Raw genomic sequence first — 20,394 nt, forward strand, 5'->3', positions numbered from 1 at the left:
TGGGAGAACAAGATCCATTCGGCATCTATTAATAGGTAACGAAATGAGGATTTTTGGATGAATGATTCGGTCACAATAGTGAATCTGAATCATGCGATTTGATTGCCGAATAATAGAGGGGGGTTTGGAGAGAGAACTGAAAATATTCATTTTGGTATCTCCTTCACGGAGTGTTCATCAGGTATTGGGATCTTACCAGGAACCGATAACGCGGGAATATTGAAGAATCCGGTTATGACGGGGAAATGTGCACGAGACTGCATAGAATCAGATTTTGTGAAATAATAATCAAATGAGGAGAGTTTCCTTTTCAGGTCTTGAAAAAAATGAGAAAAAGGTCAGGGCATCAGTTTTGCATGAAAAGAGAATCCTTTTTAGAAAGAGGTTGCCGTTTCGCCACCTGATGTATCAATAATATTGTATGATATTCGCATAGATTGTGATCTAAAATTACTGCCCGACTTAAAAGCGAAGCCACACTCCGGATTTGTAGAGCCAGAACTGGAGCGATCCGGGGGAGCTCACCGCTTAAACTTTGATAGCAATGGTGAGGATCTTCTGGGTGTGTCTGATGATTCTGTCGTTTTTTATACTAGGAGACACCAAGAAAGAGGACTTTCTCCCCTTTCCATGCGATGATATCAACCGGCTGCTTTGAGCCGGCGATTCTGGCATTCTGGTATCCGGCTTCGTTCTGTTCTCCCGGGCAGACCGAAACGAGATCGCCCGCTCCTGGTGGCTACTCTAGTTTATGGGCTCCATTTCCTGAGGGTGCCTAGTCACGGTACTGTCTGTATAGGCAGGGACGGTGGGGATCCGGGTTGCACCGGCATTCTCCAATCCTCTCGCAACAGATGCAGCAGGTAATGACGTCCTCCTGGGGATGGAAAGAAAAAAGTGTTCAGAGTTTGATTCCGGTAATGTGCCCCTGCTTTCATTCCCTGTCCGGCAAGATTGAGAACTGGAGTGCGGGGCTTTTCTATTCTTGTGCTTAGTATGATTCCTCTCGAAGGTTGAGGATTTTACCAACCGATTCGCGGTATGCACTCTATATTCCCGCCCAGGCGATTGATAAGAATAAGTTCGGGTATGCCTACGAGATGAACTAAAGATGATCATATCCGGAAGAATGGAGAGTAACGAAAAGATCGTGAATAAATTTTTTGAGAGTGAGGAGTTCAAGGAGCAGGTTACGAAGTATATGATTGACAAGGTCTATGAAGAGATAATGGGCGGGTAACCCAAATGCTTAACCGATATATCGGTCATATTACTACAACAATATAAGATATATCGGTGACCCCTGTGAACTCTTCAAAAATCCTGGAAATATTATCTGCATATAACCCGTTTTGGATATCCGGGGCTATTGATGCAGGTATTCCCAGGGATCTGCTCCCTGCCTGCTGTGCACAGGTTCAATCCAAAGAAGTACTGGTTCTGAAAGGAATACGGCGATCCGGAAAAACCACGCTCATGAATCAGGTTATTCAGGAACTCGTAAAAACCGGGATCCCACCAACAGCAATCCTCCGGGTAAATCTGGAAGAACCACTCTTTGCTCTAGAGTACTCCATCACCCTTCTCGAAGATATCTATCGGACGTATCGGGAACGGATATATCCGGAAGGTAAATGCTGGGTTTTTCTTGATGAGATACAACAGGTGATCGGCTGGGAATCATGGGTTCGGGGGAGACAGGATACAGAAGATATCAAATTTTTTGTAACCGGCTCATCAGCATCCATCCTTTCCCGTGAGATTGGAACGAAACTAACCGGGAGAAACGTCACTTTTGAGGTCTTCCCCCTTTCATTTATCGAATATCTTCGGTTCAACGATGTGCATGTCCGGACTGAACTGGATTATTTCAATAAGAAATCTGCAATACGAAATTTATTCCATGAATATCTCATGTATGGTGGCTTTCCAGAAGTGACACTCAAAAAAACTGAGAATGAGAAGAAGATCCTCCTGAAGAGTTACTTTGACGATATACTCTATCGGGACATCGTATCCAGATATGAGATTAGGGATGTGACAAGTCTTCGAAATCTCGCAGTCTATCTGTTGACACAGGTAGCACGGCCCACAAATATCTCAAAACTGAAAAAGAATTTTTCAATCTCACAGGATAAAACAGAATCATATATCTCTGCACTTTTAGAAAGTTACCTGCTCTTTCAAGTAACCAGCTTCTCGTATTCATTGAAACATTCCATGCGATCAGGATTCAAACCCTATGCAATCGACAACGGCCTTCGTAATCGCGTTGCATTCGCATTTTCCGAAGACACCGGATGGCAGGTTGAAAATGTCATCGCCTGTTTTCTAAGGCAACAGTATGAAGAAGTGTACTTCTCGAAAAACGGAAACGAAATCGATTTCATCGTAAAAGAAGGGATGAATATCAGCCATAGGATTCAGGTCTGGTATGATGATATTTCAGTCAGGGAGATTCCTTCACGTGAATTAGCAGGGTTTACCATCCCGCTACAGGGAGATGATACACCTGAATCCATTCTCCTTACGAACGATTATGAAGATGTTATCGAACATGATGGCGTACCAATTCGATGCATCCCGGTCGTGAAATATCTGTTATCATTGTAAGCGATTTCTGGCAGAGAGGGAATGTTCACAACAGATTTCGGATTCAATCTATAAGAGATCCTTTTTCTTTGTGGTGTATATACCAGAGAGTAGACGGTTCAAACGGATTGCAGATAACATCATTTTATCCGTTTTATAGCCACACTACATAATATGGCTCATCCAGATCTCATCCCTATCTATCATGCTGACATCGGAAAAATGAGAGATGTTAAACGGATTGTCAGAACCGATGAAGAATGGGAGAATATCCTGAATCCAATCGTCTATGATGTTGCAAGAAAAGGAGGTACAGAACCTGCCTTTTCAGGGGCATACTATGCTACAAAAACTCCTGGCTTATACCGATGTGGCTGTTGTGGAACAGATCTCTTTTCATCGGTGGATAAATTTGACTCTGGAACAGGATGGCCAAGTTTTTCAAATCCGGTATCACTCAGGAATATAAAATCCAGACAAGATCTCTCGCATGGAATGAACAGGGTAGAAGTCCTTTGTGCCTGCTGTGATGCACACCTGGGTCATGTCTTTGATGATGGGCCACCTCCATCTGGTCTTCGGTATTGTATGAACTCAGCATCGTTGTTATTTTTCCCTGGTGTCATCGCAATAAGACAGGAATAAGATCAGGGATCACATTTCCTGAAATATAAATCAGGAACTGTCATCTCAAACCTGACTCCTTTCCCCGGAGTTCCGGTCTCTATGATGTTGATATCGGTGATGGAGAGGATCTCTCTGATAAGAAAGAGGCCAAGACCAGTATTCTTTCCAGATCCCCGTTTGAAAACCCCTTTCTTCTCATCCTCCGGAATGCCTGCACCGTTATCAATGTAAATATTTGAACTCATATTTTCGTGACTGGCCCATAATGTATCTCACATATGTATCAAATACATGAATAATTATGCATAGCAGAATTCAAAGATAAATCAAAGCAACTTCCCCTGGATAGGTCTGAAATATTCTAACATTATAATGTCTTTTTGAACCATCCAAAGATATTTCAAGATTATCTATCGAATCCTTGCCTCCTTCCATTGCAACCTTTTTAGATACAGCACAAATCCTCTGGCCTTCTTCACCAGGGAATACATCTTCAATGGGTCTTCCAGGAGAACACCGTGTACCAAGTCCGGTTATCTCTTCTGAAGCAGGATTTCCTCCAGTACAGACCAGATGACCGTTCTTGTTCATGGTAAAGATCTGAAGGCCAAGGGGGAGGTGATCAAACACCCTGATGAGTTTCTCTTCTGATTCTTTCTGGCGGGTAATATCCCGAAGACTCTCAATAGCTCCTGCAATTTTTCCATCCGGACCATATAAAAAAGAGGACCGTGCAAGGAAGAAGTGTTTTTTATCATTTAAAAAGAGCACTCCTTCAGCGGTTATCATTCCATCCTCCCGGTGAAGAGAAGGATAGATTTGTTCAAATGCAGGATCAGGATGCAATAACAGATCAATTATCATCGGGCGTCGTTTTCCGTAAAAAGGAATAGAATGGGCAAATCCCCATTTCCCGATCATATCTTCAGCTCGGGTATTGGTAATCCGTTCAATCTCCCGGTTCCAGGCTATTATCGAACCATCTGTATTGATGGCGAATGTTGCATCAGGTAAAAAGTTGATGATGTCATGAAACCTTTGCTCAGAGGTTTTTATTGCAATCAAAGCCCTCCTTCGTTCGACTGCGGTTTCAACCTTATGTGCAATATCAGCAAACTGTAACTTGGGATCGCCCCCTTTTTGTACATAAAAATTCGCTCCGATGTTGATTGCATCCCGTGCGACATCCTCTCTACCCCGTCCGGTGAAGAGAATGAAAGGAATATCACCATACTGACTCCGGACAATACGAAGCAGATCAATCCCGGTCATACCTGGCATCTGGTAATCTGCAATGATAACATCAAAGGGTTTTTCGGACAACATCTCAAGTGCTTTCTGTGCTGATTCAACACCGGTCACTGAAAAATTTCCAACCCGCTCTAAAAAAAGACGACCTATATCAACAAGCACCGGTTCATCATCAACAAAAAGCACCGAGATCATATCTGATGCAGGTATCTCTTTTAAGTAGATTAAAGGTACTGATATCCTGATGCTGACCTCTGGATAGGATGGAGTCAGGTAATAAAATGAACACCACAATTTGGTATTGTGAAATGATTCCAAATTGAATAAGAAATGAACAAATAGAAAAAATAAGATTCTCTGCCATATCGCAGAAAAACCAGGTCAGATAAATCAGAGATAATTATTTCGACGTAACCAGTCACGCTGGGGTGGTGTATATCGATATGTGATATCACACTTGTCATCCTGGAAGCTCCAGGGAACAATAATAATGATATCACCTTCACGAATCCAGGCACGTTTCTTCATTTTGCCTTTAATTCGACCAAGTCTGGTCACTCCATCTGAGCACCTGACCCTGATATGATTCGCACCCATCATGAGTTCCGCTATCGCGAACTGTTCATGCTCAGATTTTTTTGGCAGACGGACCCTGATAATTTCATCTTCTGGAGTTACCACTTCTGAAGTTTTTTCCTCATCAGGTAACTCATCCTCAATAAGACTAATCGAACCCACTCCGGAATAATAATTATGTACTTTGTACTCGTACCTGAAGAAAGTATGTGCAGGAACTCATATGTACTCTGCGTTTTCCTTTCCGGCACCCATATGGTCATGCACCATGACGAAGGTCAACATTCATCTGGATGCACCATGAAATCATATCATGGGAACCATGCATACCACCCCTGCTACACTGCAAACCCTCCTTGATGATGTACAAAATGGGCATCGCTTAACCATTCCAGAAGCAATAGAACTCTTTAAGACCAGGGATAAAACTGCTTTTTTAATCGCATATACAGCAGATATAATGCGGGAAAAAATAACCGGAAACACAATCACATGGGTAAAAAATCAAAATATTAATTGTTCAAATATCTGTGTGAACCACTGTGGTTTTTGTGGATTTTCCTGCACAAAAAGTGATCTACAGGCATATGAATTAACTCCTGAAGATGTTGCAAAAAAAGCAGAAGATGCAAAAAACCGAGGGGTGACAGAGATCTGTACGGTAAGCGGACTTCATCCAGATTATACACTTGATTCATACTTGTCCATATACAAAACCATCCGGGACCATGCACCAGGTGTTCATATTCATGCATCTAATCCTATGGAAGTGGCATATGCTGCGAGAAAATCCAACTGCTCAACCAGAGAAGTCCTGGAAAAATTCAAGGATGCAGGTGTTGGAACACTCTGTGGCACTGCCGCTGAAATCCTGGTCGATTCAGTCAGAAAAACAATTTGTCCAGAGAAAATCCCGACAGATGAATGGATACGGATTATTAAGGAGTCTCATGAGATCGGTCTACGGTCAACTGCTACCATCATGCACGGTCATTGTGAGTCGGTTGAAGACCAGGTTACCCACCTTTCGATACTTCGAGACATTCAGGATGAAACCAGAGGATTTACAGAATTTGTTCCTTTATCCTTCATCCATCCAGGCACACCTCTCTATCAAAAGGGATTAGCCAGACCTGGAGCGACCGGCCGACAGGACATGCTTATGATTGCCGTCTCACGGCTCTTCCTTGATAATTTTAAAAACATCCAGGTATCATGGGTGAAACTGGGGCTGAAGATGGTGCAGATTGGACTTATGTCAGGAGCAAATGATATTGGTGGGACGTTATATGAAGAGAGTATTTCTTCATCGGCGGGTGCAAAATCCGGAGAATACCTTGACCCATCAGAAATGAATTATATCGCCGAAGATCTCGGAAGAAAACTGGTGCAGAGAAGAACAGATTACACACCAATTTGAATCATAAAAATGTCATAATAGTAAATTACGAAAATTAAAAAAAGGAATCAGACAGGAAATATCCGCTCACCAAAGACTTCGTTGATGACTTGTCCCATCCCAATATATAATGCTAAGAGACCTGCAATACAACCCACATATCCACCAAAGATCCCGAGCATTGCAATTCCGGTAAGTTCGTTGAGAACTAACAGTGCAACTAAGAGAACAACGAAAAAGAGTGTTACCTGTAAGACACGATGCATTCTAAAGGTGCAGATAAATAGACCAAGTGCAAACAATCCCCAAACTCCTAAAAATGCGGCAAGTTCAGGATTTGTTGGTGCACCTATCAGGTTCATCTTTGGTAACAGGAGAATAAAGGCAAAGGATATCCAGAAAAATCCAAAGCTTCCAAACGTGACCATGCCAAAGGTATTATTCTTCTTCCACTCCAGGATTCCGGCAATTACCTGTGCAATTCCACCATAAAACAATGCCATAGCAAGAATCGGACTTCCTATTGCAGTAATTCCAGCATTGTGTAGACTGAGGAGGATCGTTGTCATACCAAAAGCACAGAGTCCTAATGGTGCCGGATTTGCTGTATCATCAACGAGAAATATGTTGTTTCTGCTTCTTTCATCAATATGTTCCATAGTATACTTCCAACCGGATATCATTAAGCGGTAGATCCGGTGCAGAACCTCATATTTAGTGCACCAGATCAGTATCTAAAGATTACTATTTGAACCACCCTACCTGGACAAGGATCGACTTATGGCACCATTTATAAAATAATGTTATCGGTTTAGACTTGTAATGGATTAATCTCCGATCTCGTTTTTTAAGAAAGGTGAAAGTATTCTCAATCGACTCAGTCTCTAAAAACAAGTGATAATCTTCCATCGATGACAGCATTTTTTACATAAATGTCATTTTGGTGGATAGATTCATTTATTCCATAAATATTGAGATCTTAAGTCAAATAATTGTGAAAGTCACATTTATAAAACGTAAAAAATTAACAGAGCCATGGATATGCTTTCATTTAGCGCAAGTTCAAAGATTCTTATTTTTCTTTGTATTTTAGTTGATTCAAACATCAAAAATTGTTTAAATCTCAAATTTGGGTTAAACGATTATGTCAATTGGCCAATGGGTAAAGAATCACATCTTGTGTTTTCTCTACATTATAATCAATTCTTTTATAGCCATTATTGAAGATCCATTCGAAAATTTCTACTTCTTCATTCCAATTTGGATGAAGTGATTTTCCAAATCCAATTTCACAGAAAATTATTGGTTTATATTTGGCAATTGTTTTTTTCATGCCATTTAATACTTTATATTCTGCACCCTCAACATCAATTTTAATAAGATTAATTTTTTTAAGTGGATTTTTTTCAATATATTCATCAAAACTAATACCATTGATAGATAGTTCTTTCATATCATGACTCGCCCTACTACCAATCATCGTATTCCATCCAAAATTTTGTTCACTCATGAAAATACTAAACTCACCCTTTTTATCAGTTAATGCGTAGTTTTCTACGATAACATTTTCACTCTTTGAAAACTTCTCCTTACAATAATTATAATATACAGGTATCGGCTCAAAAAGGATGCATAATGATAGTTTTTTTCTCTTTAAGAGTTCCTCAGTTACTGATCCAGTATTTGCTCCAACATCCACAAAAACATCATCATCATTCAACAATTTTGATAAAATATCATTGTTTTCAAGATTGATACGTTTAATTTTACGCTCCCATTTTTTAATCGAATTTTCTTTTTTTATTACTGAAAACAGTGAATCAATAAAAAATTTGGACATTCTGACAAATTTGTAGTAAATAGTCATAGAAAAACCACCATTATTTGGAATGAACAGAAATGTGTGAATACTAATTAGGGCAATAGAATTGTCTTTAATAATAGGGTTTTAGTTGGGTAAATAATATCTTGTTAAATCTGGAGTAAAAATCCCCCTCTTTACTCTGAAAATAAAATAGTACGAATAAAAACCATAATAATCATTATACCTCAATAGGGAGGCCATTTATCCATAAAATGCTTAATAGCCCTCACCAATCGGAAATAGTCCGAAAGTTAACCATATCTGCATCAAACAAATGATTTATTTATTTAGAGAGTTATATTTTAACTTTTAAGTCCAATTGTTTCGTTGTACAAGAAATCTCTGCAACCTTTATTTACCACTCTGATTTCAGATACTAAATAAGACCATCCACTATCGTGATCTTTTTTCCCAGAATTTCATAGGGGAACTGGATTTGACAGTTGAATCCAACTATGCTATTAGTTAGAGAATCGTTCAAAAAGTTGAGGTACAATCGGATGGGTGCCCCGATGACAGGCAACCTGATGAACTCTGAAATAGATAGGAATGAACATGTACTCACACCACTCGTCATTGATGAGAAGTTCTGTACTCCTCCTCCTGATGGTGTGTGCTTTTGGTATCCTTGCTGGGACCGGTGTCTGTGCAGAAGAGCAGGACCGTATACCTACCAAAATATCAATTGCACTCGATCCTGCAACACCTCAGGCAGGACAGGAATTTTACATAACAGGAACCCTGATTTCCACTACAGGAGAGCCGCTTGGAAACAAATGGATAGTTCTGGAATCAACCGCTGCAGGAGCCACTCCCGGAAAATTCCAGTACCTGAAGGTAACACGAACGGAACGAGACGGATCGTTTTCATTTTTCCGTCCATCTGCATCACCTCCAGAAGATTTGAAAGTCAGGTTTAAAGGACTCTATCCTTATGCTGCATCTGAAAGTGATGTCGTCTCGGCTAAAAAATAATTTTTTTATTTTAAAAATAAAAGCATCGTTGCGGTTTGATTGATATGACCGATGTACTCTTCTCCATATGTTGAAAAACCGATTGTCGGGATATCAGTAAATATTTGCCCATACTCATCTGTTTTCCCTTCCTGTTCAAGTTGAAGAGTTCGTAATATACAGTTAAAATTAATTATTGCTTCAATCGGAGCATTTTTGTTTGCTTCTTCAATTGCCTTTTTTGTATCTGACACAATGTCAGTGGAGGAGAGAACCTCCAGGTCTACTCCTTCCCGGACCTGACAATAGAAATAGACAGCATCCTGTTCAACCCGCTGAGGACTTCTGACAAAAGGTTCGTTTTCAGCCATCAGACCAACCGGATTTTTCATAAATCGGGATGAAACATCACTGCACGAAACTCCAATTGCATCTGCATACGCCTGAGCGGCAGGTTTTCCATTAAATTCCAGAACTTTTCTGCTTGCAGAATCAACTTTTGTGGGTGTCAGTTTTTTCCCGAGAGAACAAAATGACTGGGTTTTGAGAATATCAAACCGCTTCGATGGCTCAAGGATGGCGAATATTGCAGTATTTTTATAGGCCTTGCCATTCAGGTAAACATATGTTGCGGAAAACGCAAGATCATCACCTGCTGACCCACCAATTACCTGAATATCCGTACGGTCACCAATTCTCTCCATTACCGTTTCTTCTGCTCCAGAAAGCCCGTCAAAAAGGATGAGACCAACATAACGGGATGGATCAAGTGAGATCGGGGTTTTCCCCATTGAGCCGGTGAGATTATCAAGAGTTGTATCCACAGATTTTTGTGAATCAAGCGATATTGTATCGGCATACACATTTTTTATTGTATCTGAATCAAAGCCCATTGCGACAACTGACTTTTTGAGCATGTGACCAGAAATTAACTCACCTGCTGTTGAGCACCCAATAGTCATCGAATCCGGAAAGGCATTCTTCATCGCTGCACTTATACCGTCCGGCCCATAACTGGAGGATGCGAAAAAAAGTACCAGACACGGTTTTGTTTCTGCAAAGGATGTCCGGATTTCATCAGCTGCTGCATATGGATCCGGGTTTTGTGATTTTGTTACATGAACTGACATTTATACCCTCAGTTTGATTCCCATTTCATCTGCTATCTGCATAATACTATTAATAACGGCAGGATCATCATCAGATTGTTCGGTAAATTTTTTGCTATCTATTCCTTTTAATAAAAGTTTTGTTCGTGTTGTTGAGGCAATTGAGGGATTCCCCTGTGATCGTATCTCAATTAGGGTTTCAATTAACTTCTTGATCTTCCCGGGCATGACATGTACACCTTTCTGAGTTATGCATATCAATACATCGAAGTTGATTTTTGTGAATTTTTCACAAGTTATAAAACCCCGATATCTTCATTCCAGAGTTCCGGGCATTTTCTAATAAAGGCCTCCATCATCTGAACACATTCCAAAAGATCAAGATCCAAAACCTTCACTCCATGAGCTTCCATGAATTCTCGTGCTCCGGGAAATGTTCTTGATTCGCCGACAATAACCTGAGGAATGTTAAACTGCACAACTGCTCCGGCACATAAGTAACAAGGCATCAAAGTCGAGTACAGGATACAATCTTTGAATGATCCAATTCTTCCAGCATTCCGGATACAATCAATCTCTGCATGGACCACTGGGTCTACGTCCTGAACCCGCCGGTTATGTCCTCTACCAATTATTTCTCCATTTTTTACCAGCACAGAACCGATAGGTATACCCCCTTCATCTCGGCCCAGTTCTGCTTCCCTTATCGCAGCCTGCATAAAGGGATCATTCCGGTCAGGTTCAGATACACTTTTTCTGCCGATGATCTCATCCTCTTCTCTCCAGAGTGGATCACAAATTGCAAGAAAGAGGAGATCTTCAGAGCCGGTATTCTCAATCCACTGAGTTTTTCCTGGAGGGATATACACCAGTTGCCCGTCATAAACCTCCTCTGTTTCATCACCAATATGCATCATTCCCTTCCCGGATAAGATGTAATATGCTTCAGAAGACTGGATAAGCCGATGAGGCAGAGTTTTCTTCCCAGGCTCAACCCATGCATGAGCGATACTATATCGTGCAGATATGTCTCTATTGAGACGTAAAGGATGGAAAATTTCCGCTAACTGACTTCCATCAGCAACCTTGCTATGAGGCACCCTGGTATCATATATATCCATGTATATCCTTAGCATGAAATCTGACAAAAATATGTGTAATTTCAGATCAGATCCGAACATCTTAAGTAGTGGTGTAGAGAATTTCACATTCAGGAGAAACACCTATGGATGACTCAAAGAAGTACTCACTCCCTGCACTGTCATATGCATACGGAGCACTATCTCCACATATTTCTGAAAAACAACTGACTTTGCATCACCAGAAACACCACCAGGCCTACGTAACCGGAGCAAACACCATTTTTGAAAAACTGGAAAAGGCACGAAGTGAAGGTTCTGACCTTGATCAGAAGGCACTCCTCAAGGAGTTATCATTTCATATCGGCGGACACCGTCTTCACACGCTTTTCTGGGAAAACCTTGCCCCGGCAGGAAATGGTGGTGGAGGAGCACCATCTGGGATCCTTGCAGAATGGATAAACAAGGACTTTGGTTCATTTGACCGGTTTAAAAAAGAATTTACCCAGGCAGCATCTTCAGTAGAGGGATCAGGGTGGGCTACTCTTTCGGTATGCCTTGGGACACAACGACTTCTGCTCATGCAGGTTGAAAAACATAATGTAAACGTATTTCCCGGATTTCGAATCCTGATGGTGCTGGATGTCTGGGAGCATGCGTATTATCTTGATTACATGAATGACCGGGGGAAATTTATCGAAAATTTCTGGAACATAGTGAACTGGGAGATCGTAAATCAGCGACTTCAGGCGGCTTTGAAGAACTGATCCCTTCATTACCTTTTTCTTCTTATCCGCCGACTCAATCATACCACTCCAAAAAAAGGAGAAACCAGATTAATATGGCGGATTCATACCAACAGACAACAAACCCGGATGGCTACCAGAACCGGGAATCACAGACAATACTCAATGATATCCCAAACCCCATTCTGGTTCTGAAAGAAAACCGCATTATATATGCTAATATGGCAGCTATCCGCACATTTCGGGCGCGCCAGGCAGATGATCTCATGGGATCTTTCCTATCTGATTTGTCTCCCACCCATCAGCCTGATGGTTCTTCTTCAGCAGTTATGATTCAAGAACTCCTGAAGACAGTTCAAAGAGGAAAAAACACCAGGTTTGAATGGGTATTTACCAGGTTTGACAAAGTTGAATTATCAGGAAAAGTAACCATTCGCCAGTCAGAGTATTCTAAAACCCCATCCCTGATTGTTTCAATAATTGATAATACCCCTGAGCATCATGCTATTCGTGACATTCTCCATCTTGCCGAAGAGATGAAGAGCGGCAACCTGAGAGCACGACTCAATGCACAAGATTACAAAGGAGATATGTTTAAACTCATCACCGGCATCAATGAGATGCTCAATGGCATTCTTCATCCATTCAGGGACATGAACCGAGTGCTCCAGAAGATTGCGAAAGGTGATATGAGTGCAGGTATCGACCAGGTATATTCCGGGGAGCATGAAAAGATTAGGCAGGCTGTCAACGGAGTGGCTGATGTTACGAAGGAGGTACACAAGGAGATCTCCCTGATGGTGGAGGCGGCAAAACGTGGTGACCTGGCAAACAGGGGAAGACCAGAATTATTCACCGGAGAATATGCAGAAACCATCAAGGGTATGAATGAGATGCTTGATGCAATTCTTACCCCTATCCGGGCAGGAAACCGGATTCTTCAAAAGATCCGGAAAGGGGACCTGAGTGAACGAGTCGAGATCGAATGTGTGGGTGATCATGCCAAGATTAGAGATGGAATTAATGCGGTTCATGACTGGTTAAATGGCCTGATTATTTATGTGACTCGGATTGCAGACGGTGACATGAATGCAGAGATAATCCAGGCATCAGATAGGGATCAGATCCATGGGCCGCTTGTCAGGATGCGGGATAATATCCGGGATGTTATCTCTGATGTGGATATGCTTGTTACGTCAGGATCTGAAGGAAGATTACAGGTTCGTGCCGATCCCTCCCAGCATAAAGGAGATTTCAGGAAGATTATCGAGGGGATCAATAAAACACTGGATTCAGTTGTTATCCCGATTCATGAGGCAATGGATGTCTCAAATGATTATGCACAGTATGATTTCACCAGAAGAATGAATACCGATGTTTCATACTCTGGAGAGTGGAAAGCATTTCAAACAGCCCTTGATGATGTGGGCCATCATGTCTCTGATGCAATTTCAATCATTACCAAACAGATCGAAGTATTAAATAATGTTTCAACCCAGGCTTCTTCAAGTATCAGGGATATTTCTGGTGGATCTTCGCTTCTTGCTGAAATTGCACAAAATGTAAGTCTCAAAGCAGAACAGGGTGGAGATGGTCTTTCTCAGATTCTGCGGGCAATGGAAGATCTTGCAGTCAACGTATCTGAAGTATCAGCACGGACAGGAGAAGTAAATCAGATCTCCTCAGATACCAACAATCTCTCGAAACAAGGATCGGCCCTTGCACAGGAAGCTGAACGGGGTATGAAAGAGATCACGAGCTCAACGGACATGGTCACTGGTCTGGTCCATGAGATCATGGAAGAGATGAGCAAAATAAGCAAGATATCCCTCGTGATATCTGATATTGCATCACAAACGAACCTTCTTGCATTAAATGCCGCTATTGAAGCAGCACGGGCAGGAGAGGCAGGAAGAGGATTTGCCGTTGTTGCAAGTGAAGTCAAATCACTGGCTCTTGAGTCCAGGAAGTCTGCAGAGAATATTTCTGAGATGATTGAGGGGTTAACAAAGAAGACAGAGCAGGCCTCTGAAACTATGGATAAGAGTGTCATGGTAGTCAGAGAAGGTGGAAAAGCTCTGAATGAAACGCTCGAAGTCTTCAATAAGATCATTGATTCGGTTAATACAGTCAGTTTACAGATGGATAATGTAGCAAAGTCTGCAGAACAACAGGCTGCTGCAGTAGAAGAGATTACCGCGTCTATAAACGAAGTAAATACCCTTGTTTCAGGAACTGCGAAAGATGCCGTTGCAGCAGCAGCAGCAAGTGAAGAAGCCTCGGCAGCAATTGACCAGATTTCAGAACAGATAATCCATGTCCATGAAGTTGCCGAAAACCTCAATAAAGAGACAAATAAATTCGTAGTCTGATTCTGTTCTGGTCAGTTCTTCCTGACCTCAGAATAGAACCTGTTTTTAATCTCCAGTGGAGAGAGTAAAATATTTGGAACATTCCGGTTTCCAGGTCTGATAATTACATGAATAAATGATGGACCACCTGAACGTGCCTTTGTATATGCATCCCGGAGTTCTTCAGGAGTGTGAACTTTCCATGTCCGAACAAATCCGCTGGCTCGTGCCAGTAATTCCAGATCAACAGTCTTCCATGCCGGAGAACACTGATTTCCGGTGCTTCCAAATACTCCGTTGTCAAGACCGATAATAATCAGATTATCAGGGGATTCTCCGGCAATAACCGGAAGGACAGCTGTTCCAAGAAGGCTTCCGTCACCGTCAAGGACGACCACCGTCCGGTCAGTTCCAAGAGCGATACCAAATCCAAGGGGACTTGCCTGTGTATATGAGCCGAGCATGTAGAAATTGGCCGGATTATCCCATGCATGATAGAGTTCCTTTGATGGAACACCGATATTTGAGACGACCAGTTCATCGGTCATCAACGACGCAAGAACCCCGATTGCATCAGCCCGCTGCATGACTGATTCATGAATGACTCCCTGATAGGAAAGACTCGTTGTTCTGGTCCGTACTGTTGGTTCGGATTTCAGGAGTTCTTCCTCTCCCTCCCAGACCTGAGGTGAGATAAGAGCAACATGAGGTCTGCTTTCGATCCAGGCATCACTGATGACCGAGGTGATGAGATCAATATCCGCAGGTTCCCGGATAATCGTGCAGGGAATATTGTATAATTTCAGGAGATCCGGGATCTTTTCATTAAACGGGATCTGGGCAGATATTTTCTCCTGGTAATATCCTCTCCAGCTTGCAAGGATTGGCAGGGGAAGCATGTACAGGTAGGGGAGGGTCATCAGGGCATTGAGAGAGTTACCAAGACCTGAACTCTGCATCTGTAATACGCCCCGTTTTCCCATCAGGGACAGGCCGGACAGAATCCCAATACCGTCCTCTTCACGTGAGATGGTAATATACCGGAATTCTTTCTCAAGGATCTCACAGAGATCTTTTGTCCGATCACAGGGAAGCGAGATGATATACTCAATTGCTTCCTTTTTTAATATCCCTGAAACGGTCTGTTCATGCATAATATCTCATCCATTCCTGCACCACTGCAGTTATCTTCTCAAAGGGAGTCTCTTTTGATGTCACGATACCTGGTTCTTTTACAAACCGGGGAAGATCTTTCGCTCCCCTGGCATATCCTCCCCCCGTGATATTGATAAGAATCTTCTCATCAGGGTTGATCATCCCTGAACGAACTGCCTCTCGTAAGCCTGCCACACAAACCGCTGCAGCAGGATCAGGATCTATTCCTTCACATGAAGAGAAGAGGTTTCCTCCTTCCTGTGCATCTTCAGATGAAACGCCGGCCATGAGTCCGTTTGTTGCGATGAGCGTATCAAACACCCCTCCGGCAATTCCATAGGGAGGTGTCCGGTTTGTCAGGACATCTGAATACACCTGGGAGATGGCATGTTCTGCATCAGGCATATCTTCATCTCTGATCTCCCGTCTTCCCTCCTGCCAGGCCCTGACCATCGGGATAAATGGTTCATTCTGGAAGAGAAGGAGGCGGGGCATTTTCGTCCCGAACCGACCATCTGCAATAAGCCGGAGCGAGGCTTCGTATGCTGCAATTCCCCCGGTTCCGCTCCCGACAGCCTGCACGTACCAGTCAGGAAGTGTTCCCATCGCAAGGGTTCCAGCCAGCATGACGGTGCCCATGCCATCACGTCTGGCAACATTTTTCGCTCCTCCTTCCGGAAAAACACCTGGGAGTGTGCAGATCCGGTGTCCCAGACTGATGGCATCGGTATAATCACCTGAGATGGTAATCAGCAGGATATCGTGTGCTGGTAGGGTCGTGAATATCCGGTCTCGTGCAGATTCAGGAACGACGATGATGACCGGCTGACCAGTCTGAGCTGAAACCTCGGCAAATGCTCGGCCTGTATTTCCGGCAGAGGACACCTGGATGATTCCCTTCGTCCGCTCGGATATCCGCTGCATCGTCGGGAAGGCTTCAAACTCCTTAAACGAACCGCTCACGGCAAAGGCACCCACTTCAGGCCAGTACCCGGAGAAGACAATCCAGAGATCTGAAAGGCCCAAAGCACGAGCAAGACCCTCACTTTTGAAACAGACCGGCTCAGCCCGGGTCGGGAGTGAACTGATGACCGGAAGCCAGTCCATATATTTGAAAACACCCGGCGCCTCATGGTGCGTTATCTGACGTACTGAATATTTTGCCCGAATAAGTCCCTGACACCCATCCGGACAGGTGAGCGTATAGGAATCGGAAAATTCCTTATTACATACCGGGCAGGTGAGCGTATATCCGGTCATACCTGAAATTCACCCCTGACCAGCATATCCCGCACTTTCCTGCAGAGTATCTCTGCTCTTCTCCGGTCAGACTGCCGGAGGACAATCGGAATGCCAGATCCATCTCTATCGCTCCTGATGGAACCAAAATTCCCCTCATACGCTGATTCTTTACAGATCTGCACACAGGTTCCACAGACAAAACATTGTATCTGATTGATCGTCCCGTCTTCCCGGATTGCATCAACCGGACACGAGGTTCTGGCATCACAGGGAGAACAATGAAGACATCGCTGTGGATGATACAAGACCCGTGTTGCAGTGCCGGTCCAGACCTGATCATACGAGGCAGTCCCAACCGGCTGGCGGTCACTGATATCCACAACCGGCATTGGAATATCACAATCCCGGACAGAAAGGGAAGTGAGGACATCCTTGTCAACAACCGGAATTACAGTCCCGATACTGGTGATACACTCAGGACCTGCAGCGGTGAGAAAACCGCCACAAAACTGTGCATCCATCTCCTTCAGGTCGGCATGGACTGAAAGATTGGGCCGCTCAGTAGAACTCCTGGTCCCGGTTCCAATAACCCGGCCACCAGCCCCGTTCACGATCACCGGAGTACCGGAAGAGAGGAACCGAAGGGTTGGATCATTTTCCACCGGGTTTATCTCCCCGCATCCGGATACGGTAGCCTGTGTACTGGTACCCTGAAGAGGCAGGGCAGAAAATATCGTCTTCTCAGGTTCGCAGGCACGATTGATGATTGCAGAGTAGTTCTTAAACGCACTCCGGGTTGTGAATAACCGGGCAAACGGGAGGTCAGAAAGGGTTACATCAGCCTCATAGTTCTTTCCAGCCGAGGTAACTGCGACATGGATCTCCTTACCAGCAATGAGGTCATGGATCAGATGTCCCCCGCCATACCGGTCATCTGCATGGGCTGTCCCGAATACCATGAGATCCACAAGACCCAGTCGTTCATTCGGGCAGGGACCAGGAATTGCAGGCACTCCCTGCAGAGAGATGGTATCTGCACGTGAAAAGGCTCCGGGAGGGGCAACAGGAACAGAAAGGACCGCATAGGTGCCAGACATAACTCCACAAGTTCCACAGGTGACCACATCAACATCAGAGATGGTATCACCTTGTGCAATTCTTTTCTTTAACTCCGATGCGGTCAGGATAACTGCAGAACCATCAGCAAGGGCAGTCCGGATCTCATCGATTGGTCTCATAGGAGCCTGATATCCTCCACCCGTACCTGCAGTCCTTCTTTTCGCGAGAATAACTGGTTCACAACGCCGGTATGGGAAAGATTCATCATACAATACGCAGGGAGAAACCGCATCCTCCTCCCAAATACCGGTGACTGACGGACACTCTCTGCCATTCCTTCAAACCCAATGATATGATAGGCCTCAAGATCTTTTACCTCTCTCCCTCGTGAGTAGAGCGGACCGACAACGTGCGTTTCTATCACCCCTGATACGTTGCTTGCTGACAACACCTGCAGGACATGCTGGACCGGGCATCCGGCTCCCATCGGCCGTCCGGTCAGGATATCACCCGGCTGGACATCCCATTTTTCAACGAGATCAGGTCTGAATGGAAGGAGAATTTTCCTTGCCGAACATTCACCAGGTAATGGGTGCAGGATAAAATCAAAGGGGTCTCCCAAAATATCAGCGGTCCCCAGAATAGCCTCTGTACAGGGCATCTTCTGATGCAGGACCTGAGAGGAGAACGGGCATTCCTCCTTTTTTCTGGTCCCAGTCCGAAGAGCAAGAGAGAACTCATCACAGGTCCCGTACCCGCATGCACCACAGTTTCTTCCAGGCGGGGTCCAGTCCTCTCCCATCAGTCACCTCTGAACATGAGTGTATCTCCATCAAGCTGACGAAGAACGCCAGTATGATGCTTCCATCCGATGTTCGTCTTTCCAATGCAGACCGTACACACACCAAGCGGAGGGATACCCCGGAGGGTGATGGTGGACGGGTCCTGGATATCCTGGGTTTCGCCAATAGCCCTTGTCAGGTATCGCATACCAGTTCCCTGCACGGCATTGGTCTCAACAATATCGATATCTCCCCTGATGCCCCGGATCTTCTCTCTGAACACCTCCTTCTCCGCTTGTGAGACAAGGTCAATCCTGGTCACCACCGCGATATCGGCAAGGGCTATCATGGGTGCCATCTTTGCAGGTGACTGAATCCCGGAGATTGCAGATAAGACGACAATACCAAATGACTGGGTGGTATACGGAGTACATCGCAGACAAAGGCCCGCACTCTCGACGATGAGCATATCTGCCTCTTCTGCCATTGCCCACTGAATAGCCTCATCAAGGATCATGATGCCTGCATGATCAGGACAGAGATCACCGGAGTAGACCTTCTTTGCCGGAATATGAAACTCATCCCTGATCTCTTCGTCTTCGGTGGCACAGACGACATCTATCTTCAGGTATGCAGTTTTCAGCTCCGGATGGGTCCTGATTATCTGCCTGGTGACCGCAGTCTTTCCAGCCGAGGGAGGACCGGCGATGATGATGAGTTTCATCAGTAGGATACCGGAATGGGCGAAGTGATCAGTTCACCGGCACGAATCATCTCTCTCATCTGGCCGATAACGCCATCCATGTGAAGCATCTGACGGATTGCATGCTCCTCTGCCCCGTCTGGCTCGATGACCCGGGAGACGGCACCATCCTGCATGACGATCCGCCGATCTGAGAGTAGGGAGACCAGGGGATCATGGGTGACAAAGAGCAGGGCCTTGTGATGCTGACGAAGGACTTCTATTACCTTTTCTTTGAATATACCAGCATTTTCAACCTCATCAAGCAGGATTATCGGTGTATTTGAGATGAGAATGGCATCTGCCACCATCAGAGATCTGGTCTGTCCTCCGGAAAGGCTGGTCATCCGGACATGGGCGGTGATCGGTTCTCCGGTAAACTGGTTTGCAAGATTGATAGTCTCCTGAATGCAGGACTCTTTCATATATCCACGGGAAAGGAGATGCATTCGTAAAAAGTCTGATACGCAGAGGTCACACAGGCACCGGGTATTCTGGGTGATGAGGGCAACAGGTTTTGCTGCCGGGTCACGGACATACCGCTCCGGAGGAAGTTTTCCGTTGACCAGGATCTGCCGCCCGGTGACGGTATCCCGGTTTGCAAATATCTCGATATCGTTGATAAAGGCACTTTTTCCTGACCCGGTCGGCCCGACGATAGACAGGGTATCGCCTGGTCTGATGTGGATCTCATCAAATGCCTCCTGTATTCCCCTGCGATTTCGTCCTGGCAGTATGGTTATATCCCTGATGGTTTCCTCTGTCATCCTGATAATAACATATGCAGGATATCAATCATAATATTATCTAAATTTACAAAAAAATAAGACAATAAGATAAATTATTATTATTTTTTTGATACTAAG

At 44.1% G+C, this 20,394-nt stretch carries 21 protein-coding genes; 7 read left to right on the forward strand and 14 right to left on the reverse strand.

What is annotated here, in order from left to right; translation table 11 throughout:
* Window positions 1–808 precede the first annotated feature (808 nt).
* The 3 genes from KSK55_RS08415 (at window position 809) to msrB (ending at window position 3,237) form a co-directional block, all read left to right on the forward strand.
* Entirely contained in the window at window positions 809–958 is a 150-nt protein-coding gene (locus KSK55_RS08415) for a hypothetical protein (RefSeq protein ID WP_218606579.1), read from the forward strand.
* A 347-nt stretch (window positions 959–1,305) separates the two neighbouring features.
* A complete protein-coding gene (locus KSK55_RS08420) occupies window positions 1,306–2,613 on the forward strand; it encodes an ATP-binding protein (RefSeq protein WP_218606580.1) in 1,308 nt (435 codons plus the stop codon).
* Between the two features lie 153 nt (window positions 2,614–2,766).
* Window positions 2,767–3,237, forward strand: coding sequence for a peptide-methionine (R)-S-oxide reductase MsrB (gene msrB / locus KSK55_RS08425; RefSeq protein ID WP_218606581.1), 471 nt, complete (start codon window positions 2,767–2,769; stop codon window positions 3,235–3,237).
* A gap of 2 nt (window positions 3,238–3,239) precedes the next feature.
* Here msrB and KSK55_RS08430 read toward each other — a convergent pair whose 3' ends face one another.
* The 3 genes from KSK55_RS08430 to eif1A all read right to left on the reverse strand — a co-directional run bounded on the left by KSK55_RS08430 (window position 3,240) and on the right by eif1A (window position 5,151).
* Window positions 3,240–3,464 carry an ATP-binding protein gene (locus KSK55_RS08430; protein WP_218606582.1) on the reverse strand — a complete coding sequence of 75 codons (225 nt, stop codon included), beginning with the start codon at window positions 3,462–3,464 and terminating at the stop codon, window positions 3,240–3,242.
* Between the two features lie 70 nt (window positions 3,465–3,534).
* Window positions 3,535–4,788 carry a response regulator gene (locus KSK55_RS08435; RefSeq protein WP_218606583.1) on the reverse strand — a complete coding sequence of 418 codons (1,254 nt, stop codon included), beginning with the start codon at window positions 4,786–4,788 and terminating at the stop codon, window positions 3,535–3,537.
* Between the two features lie 72 nt (window positions 4,789–4,860).
* Entirely contained in the window at window positions 4,861–5,151 is a 291-nt protein-coding gene (gene eif1A / locus KSK55_RS08440; protein WP_371816501.1) for a translation initiation factor eIF-1A, read from the reverse strand.
* 217 nt (window positions 5,152–5,368) lie between these two features.
* Between eif1A and cofH the strand changes: the two genes are divergently transcribed.
* Entirely contained in the window at window positions 5,369–6,466 is a 1,098-nt protein-coding gene (gene cofH / locus KSK55_RS08445; protein ID WP_218608909.1) for a 5-amino-6-(D-ribitylamino)uracil--L-tyrosine 4-hydroxyphenyl transferase CofH, read from the forward strand.
* 47 nt (window positions 6,467–6,513) lie between these two features.
* Here cofH and KSK55_RS08450 read toward each other — a convergent pair whose 3' ends face one another.
* Both KSK55_RS08450 and KSK55_RS08455 read right to left on the reverse strand, forming a co-directional pair.
* Window positions 6,514–7,104 (reverse strand): acetate uptake transporter, encoded by a 591-nt coding sequence (locus tag KSK55_RS08450; RefSeq protein ID WP_218606584.1) that lies wholly within the window; start codon window positions 7,102–7,104, stop codon window positions 6,514–6,516.
* Window positions 7,105–7,592: 488 nt separating this feature from the next.
* Window positions 7,593–8,312: an FkbM family methyltransferase gene (locus KSK55_RS08455; protein WP_218606585.1), complete on the reverse strand. Its 720-nt coding sequence runs from the start codon at window positions 8,310–8,312 to the stop codon at window positions 7,593–7,595.
* A gap of 552 nt (window positions 8,313–8,864) precedes the next feature.
* Between KSK55_RS08455 and KSK55_RS08460 the strand changes: the two genes are divergently transcribed.
* Window positions 8,865–9,284: a hypothetical protein gene (locus tag KSK55_RS08460; protein ID WP_214420137.1), complete on the forward strand. Its 420-nt coding sequence runs from the start codon at window positions 8,865–8,867 to the stop codon at window positions 9,282–9,284.
* Between the two features lie 5 nt (window positions 9,285–9,289).
* Here the strand turns inward: KSK55_RS08460 and KSK55_RS08465 are convergent, their stop codons facing one another.
* From KSK55_RS08465 to KSK55_RS16450, 3 genes are all read right to left on the reverse strand, one after another.
* Window positions 9,290–10,393: an FIST signal transduction protein gene (locus KSK55_RS08465; protein ID WP_214420136.1), complete on the reverse strand. Its 1,104-nt coding sequence runs from the start codon at window positions 10,391–10,393 to the stop codon at window positions 9,290–9,292.
* Window positions 10,394–10,600, reverse strand: a complete 207-nt coding sequence (locus KSK55_RS08470) for a hypothetical protein (RefSeq protein ID WP_218606586.1) — start codon at window positions 10,598–10,600, stop codon at window positions 10,394–10,396.
* A gap of 68 nt (window positions 10,601–10,668) precedes the next feature.
* Window positions 10,669–11,493, reverse strand: coding sequence for a deaminase (locus tag KSK55_RS16450; protein WP_256663962.1), 825 nt, complete (start codon window positions 11,491–11,493; stop codon window positions 10,669–10,671).
* Between the two features lie 104 nt (window positions 11,494–11,597).
* Here KSK55_RS16450 and KSK55_RS08485 point away from each other — a divergent pair, with 104 nt between their 5' ends.
* Complete coding sequence (locus KSK55_RS08485) at window positions 11,598–12,218, forward strand: superoxide dismutase (RefSeq protein WP_214420134.1); 621 nt, start codon at window positions 11,598–11,600, stop codon at window positions 12,216–12,218.
* A gap of 74 nt (window positions 12,219–12,292) precedes the next feature.
* On the forward strand, window positions 12,293–14,569 hold the full coding sequence (locus tag KSK55_RS08490; protein ID WP_218606587.1) for a methyl-accepting chemotaxis protein: 2,277 nt from the start codon (window positions 12,293–12,295) through the stop codon (window positions 14,567–14,569).
* An 11-nt stretch (window positions 14,570–14,580) separates the two neighbouring features.
* Here KSK55_RS08490 and comE read toward each other — a convergent pair whose 3' ends face one another.
* Genes comE through KSK55_RS08520 form a run of 6 tightly spaced genes read right to left on the reverse strand, consistent with a single transcriptional unit; the run spans window position 14,581 to window position 20,295 of the window.
* Window positions 14,581–15,702 carry a sulfopyruvate decarboxylase subunit beta gene (gene comE / locus KSK55_RS08495; RefSeq protein ID WP_218606588.1) on the reverse strand — a complete coding sequence of 374 codons (1,122 nt, stop codon included), beginning with the start codon at window positions 15,700–15,702 and terminating at the stop codon, window positions 14,581–14,583.
* Window positions 15,695–16,963, reverse strand: coding sequence for a cysteate synthase (locus tag KSK55_RS08500; protein ID WP_218606589.1), 1,269 nt, complete (start codon window positions 16,961–16,963; stop codon window positions 15,695–15,697). The genes comE and KSK55_RS08500 overlap by 8 nt, the downstream gene beginning before the upstream one ends.
* Entirely contained in the window at window positions 16,960–18,183 is a 1,224-nt protein-coding gene (locus KSK55_RS08505; protein WP_218606590.1) for a methanogenesis marker 16 metalloprotein, read from the reverse strand. The genes KSK55_RS08500 and KSK55_RS08505 overlap by 4 nt, the downstream gene beginning before the upstream one ends.
* On the reverse strand, window positions 18,180–18,806 hold the full coding sequence (locus tag KSK55_RS08510; protein WP_218606591.1) for a (Fe-S)-binding protein: 627 nt from the start codon (window positions 18,804–18,806) through the stop codon (window positions 18,180–18,182). Before KSK55_RS08510 ends, KSK55_RS08505 begins: the two co-directional genes overlap by 4 nt.
* Complete coding sequence (locus KSK55_RS08515) at window positions 18,806–19,510, reverse strand: GTP-binding protein (protein ID WP_218606592.1); 705 nt, start codon at window positions 19,508–19,510, stop codon at window positions 18,806–18,808. Before KSK55_RS08515 ends, KSK55_RS08510 begins: the two co-directional genes overlap by 1 nt.
* Window positions 19,510–20,295, reverse strand: a complete 786-nt coding sequence (locus KSK55_RS08520; protein ID WP_218606593.1) for an ATP-binding cassette domain-containing protein — start codon at window positions 20,293–20,295, stop codon at window positions 19,510–19,512. The genes KSK55_RS08515 and KSK55_RS08520 overlap by 1 nt, the downstream gene beginning before the upstream one ends.
* Window positions 20,296–20,394: the final 99 nt, after the last annotated feature.

The sequence above is a fragment of the Methanospirillum hungatei genome (assembly GCF_019263745.1).
GTDB classification, from domain to species: Archaea; Halobacteriota; Methanomicrobia; order Methanomicrobiales; family Methanospirillaceae; genus Methanospirillum; species Methanospirillum purgamenti.

Coding starts and splice junctions, on each gene's coding strand:
- KSK55_RS08515 (WP_218606592.1), bottom strand. CDS start 19,510: ATGAAACTCATCATCATCGCCGGTCCTCCCTCGGCTGGAAAGACTGCG.
- KSK55_RS08500 (WP_218606589.1), bottom strand. CDS start 16,963: ATGACCGGATATACGCTCACCTGCCCGGTATGTAATAAGGAATTTTCC.
- KSK55_RS08505 (WP_218606590.1), bottom strand. CDS start 18,183: ATGAGACCAATCGATGAGATCCGGACTGCCCTTGCTGATGGTTCTGCA.
- KSK55_RS08455 (WP_218606585.1), bottom strand. CDS start 8,312: ATGACTATTTACTACAAATTTGTCAGAATGTCCAAATTTTTTATTGAT.
- KSK55_RS08510 (WP_218606591.1), bottom strand. CDS start 18,806: ATGGGAGAGGACTGGACCCCGCCTGGAAGAAACTGTGGTGCATGCGGG.
- KSK55_RS08470 (WP_218606586.1), bottom strand. CDS start 10,600: ATGCCCGGGAAGATCAAGAAGTTAATTGAAACCCTAATTGAGATACGA.
- cofH (WP_218608909.1), top strand. CDS start 5,369: ATGCATACCACCCCTGCTACACTGCAAACCCTCCTTGATGATGTACAA.
- KSK55_RS08485 (WP_214420134.1), top strand. CDS start 11,598: ATGGATGACTCAAAGAAGTACTCACTCCCTGCACTGTCATATGCATAC.
- KSK55_RS08450 (WP_218606584.1), bottom strand. CDS start 7,104: ATGGAACATATTGATGAAAGAAGCAGAAACAACATATTTCTCGTTGAT.
- comE (WP_218606588.1), bottom strand. CDS start 15,702: ATGCATGAACAGACCGTTTCAGGGATATTAAAAAAGGAAGCAATTGAG.
- KSK55_RS08430 (WP_218606582.1), bottom strand. CDS start 3,464: ATGAGTTCAAATATTTACATTGATAACGGTGCAGGCATTCCGGAGGAT.
- KSK55_RS16450 (WP_256663962.1), bottom strand. CDS start 11,493: ATGGATATATATGATACCAGGGTGCCTCATAGCAAGGTTGCTGATGGA.
- KSK55_RS08490 (WP_218606587.1), top strand. CDS start 12,293: ATGGCGGATTCATACCAACAGACAACAAACCCGGATGGCTACCAGAAC.
- KSK55_RS08520 (WP_218606593.1), bottom strand. CDS start 20,295: ATGACAGAGGAAACCATCAGGGATATAACCATACTGCCAGGACGAAAT.
- KSK55_RS08465 (WP_214420136.1), bottom strand. CDS start 10,393: ATGTCAGTTCATGTAACAAAATCACAAAACCCGGATCCATATGCAGCA.
- KSK55_RS08460 (WP_214420137.1), top strand. CDS start 8,865: ATGTACTCACACCACTCGTCATTGATGAGAAGTTCTGTACTCCTCCTC.
- msrB (WP_218606581.1), top strand. CDS start 2,767: ATGGCTCATCCAGATCTCATCCCTATCTATCATGCTGACATCGGAAAA.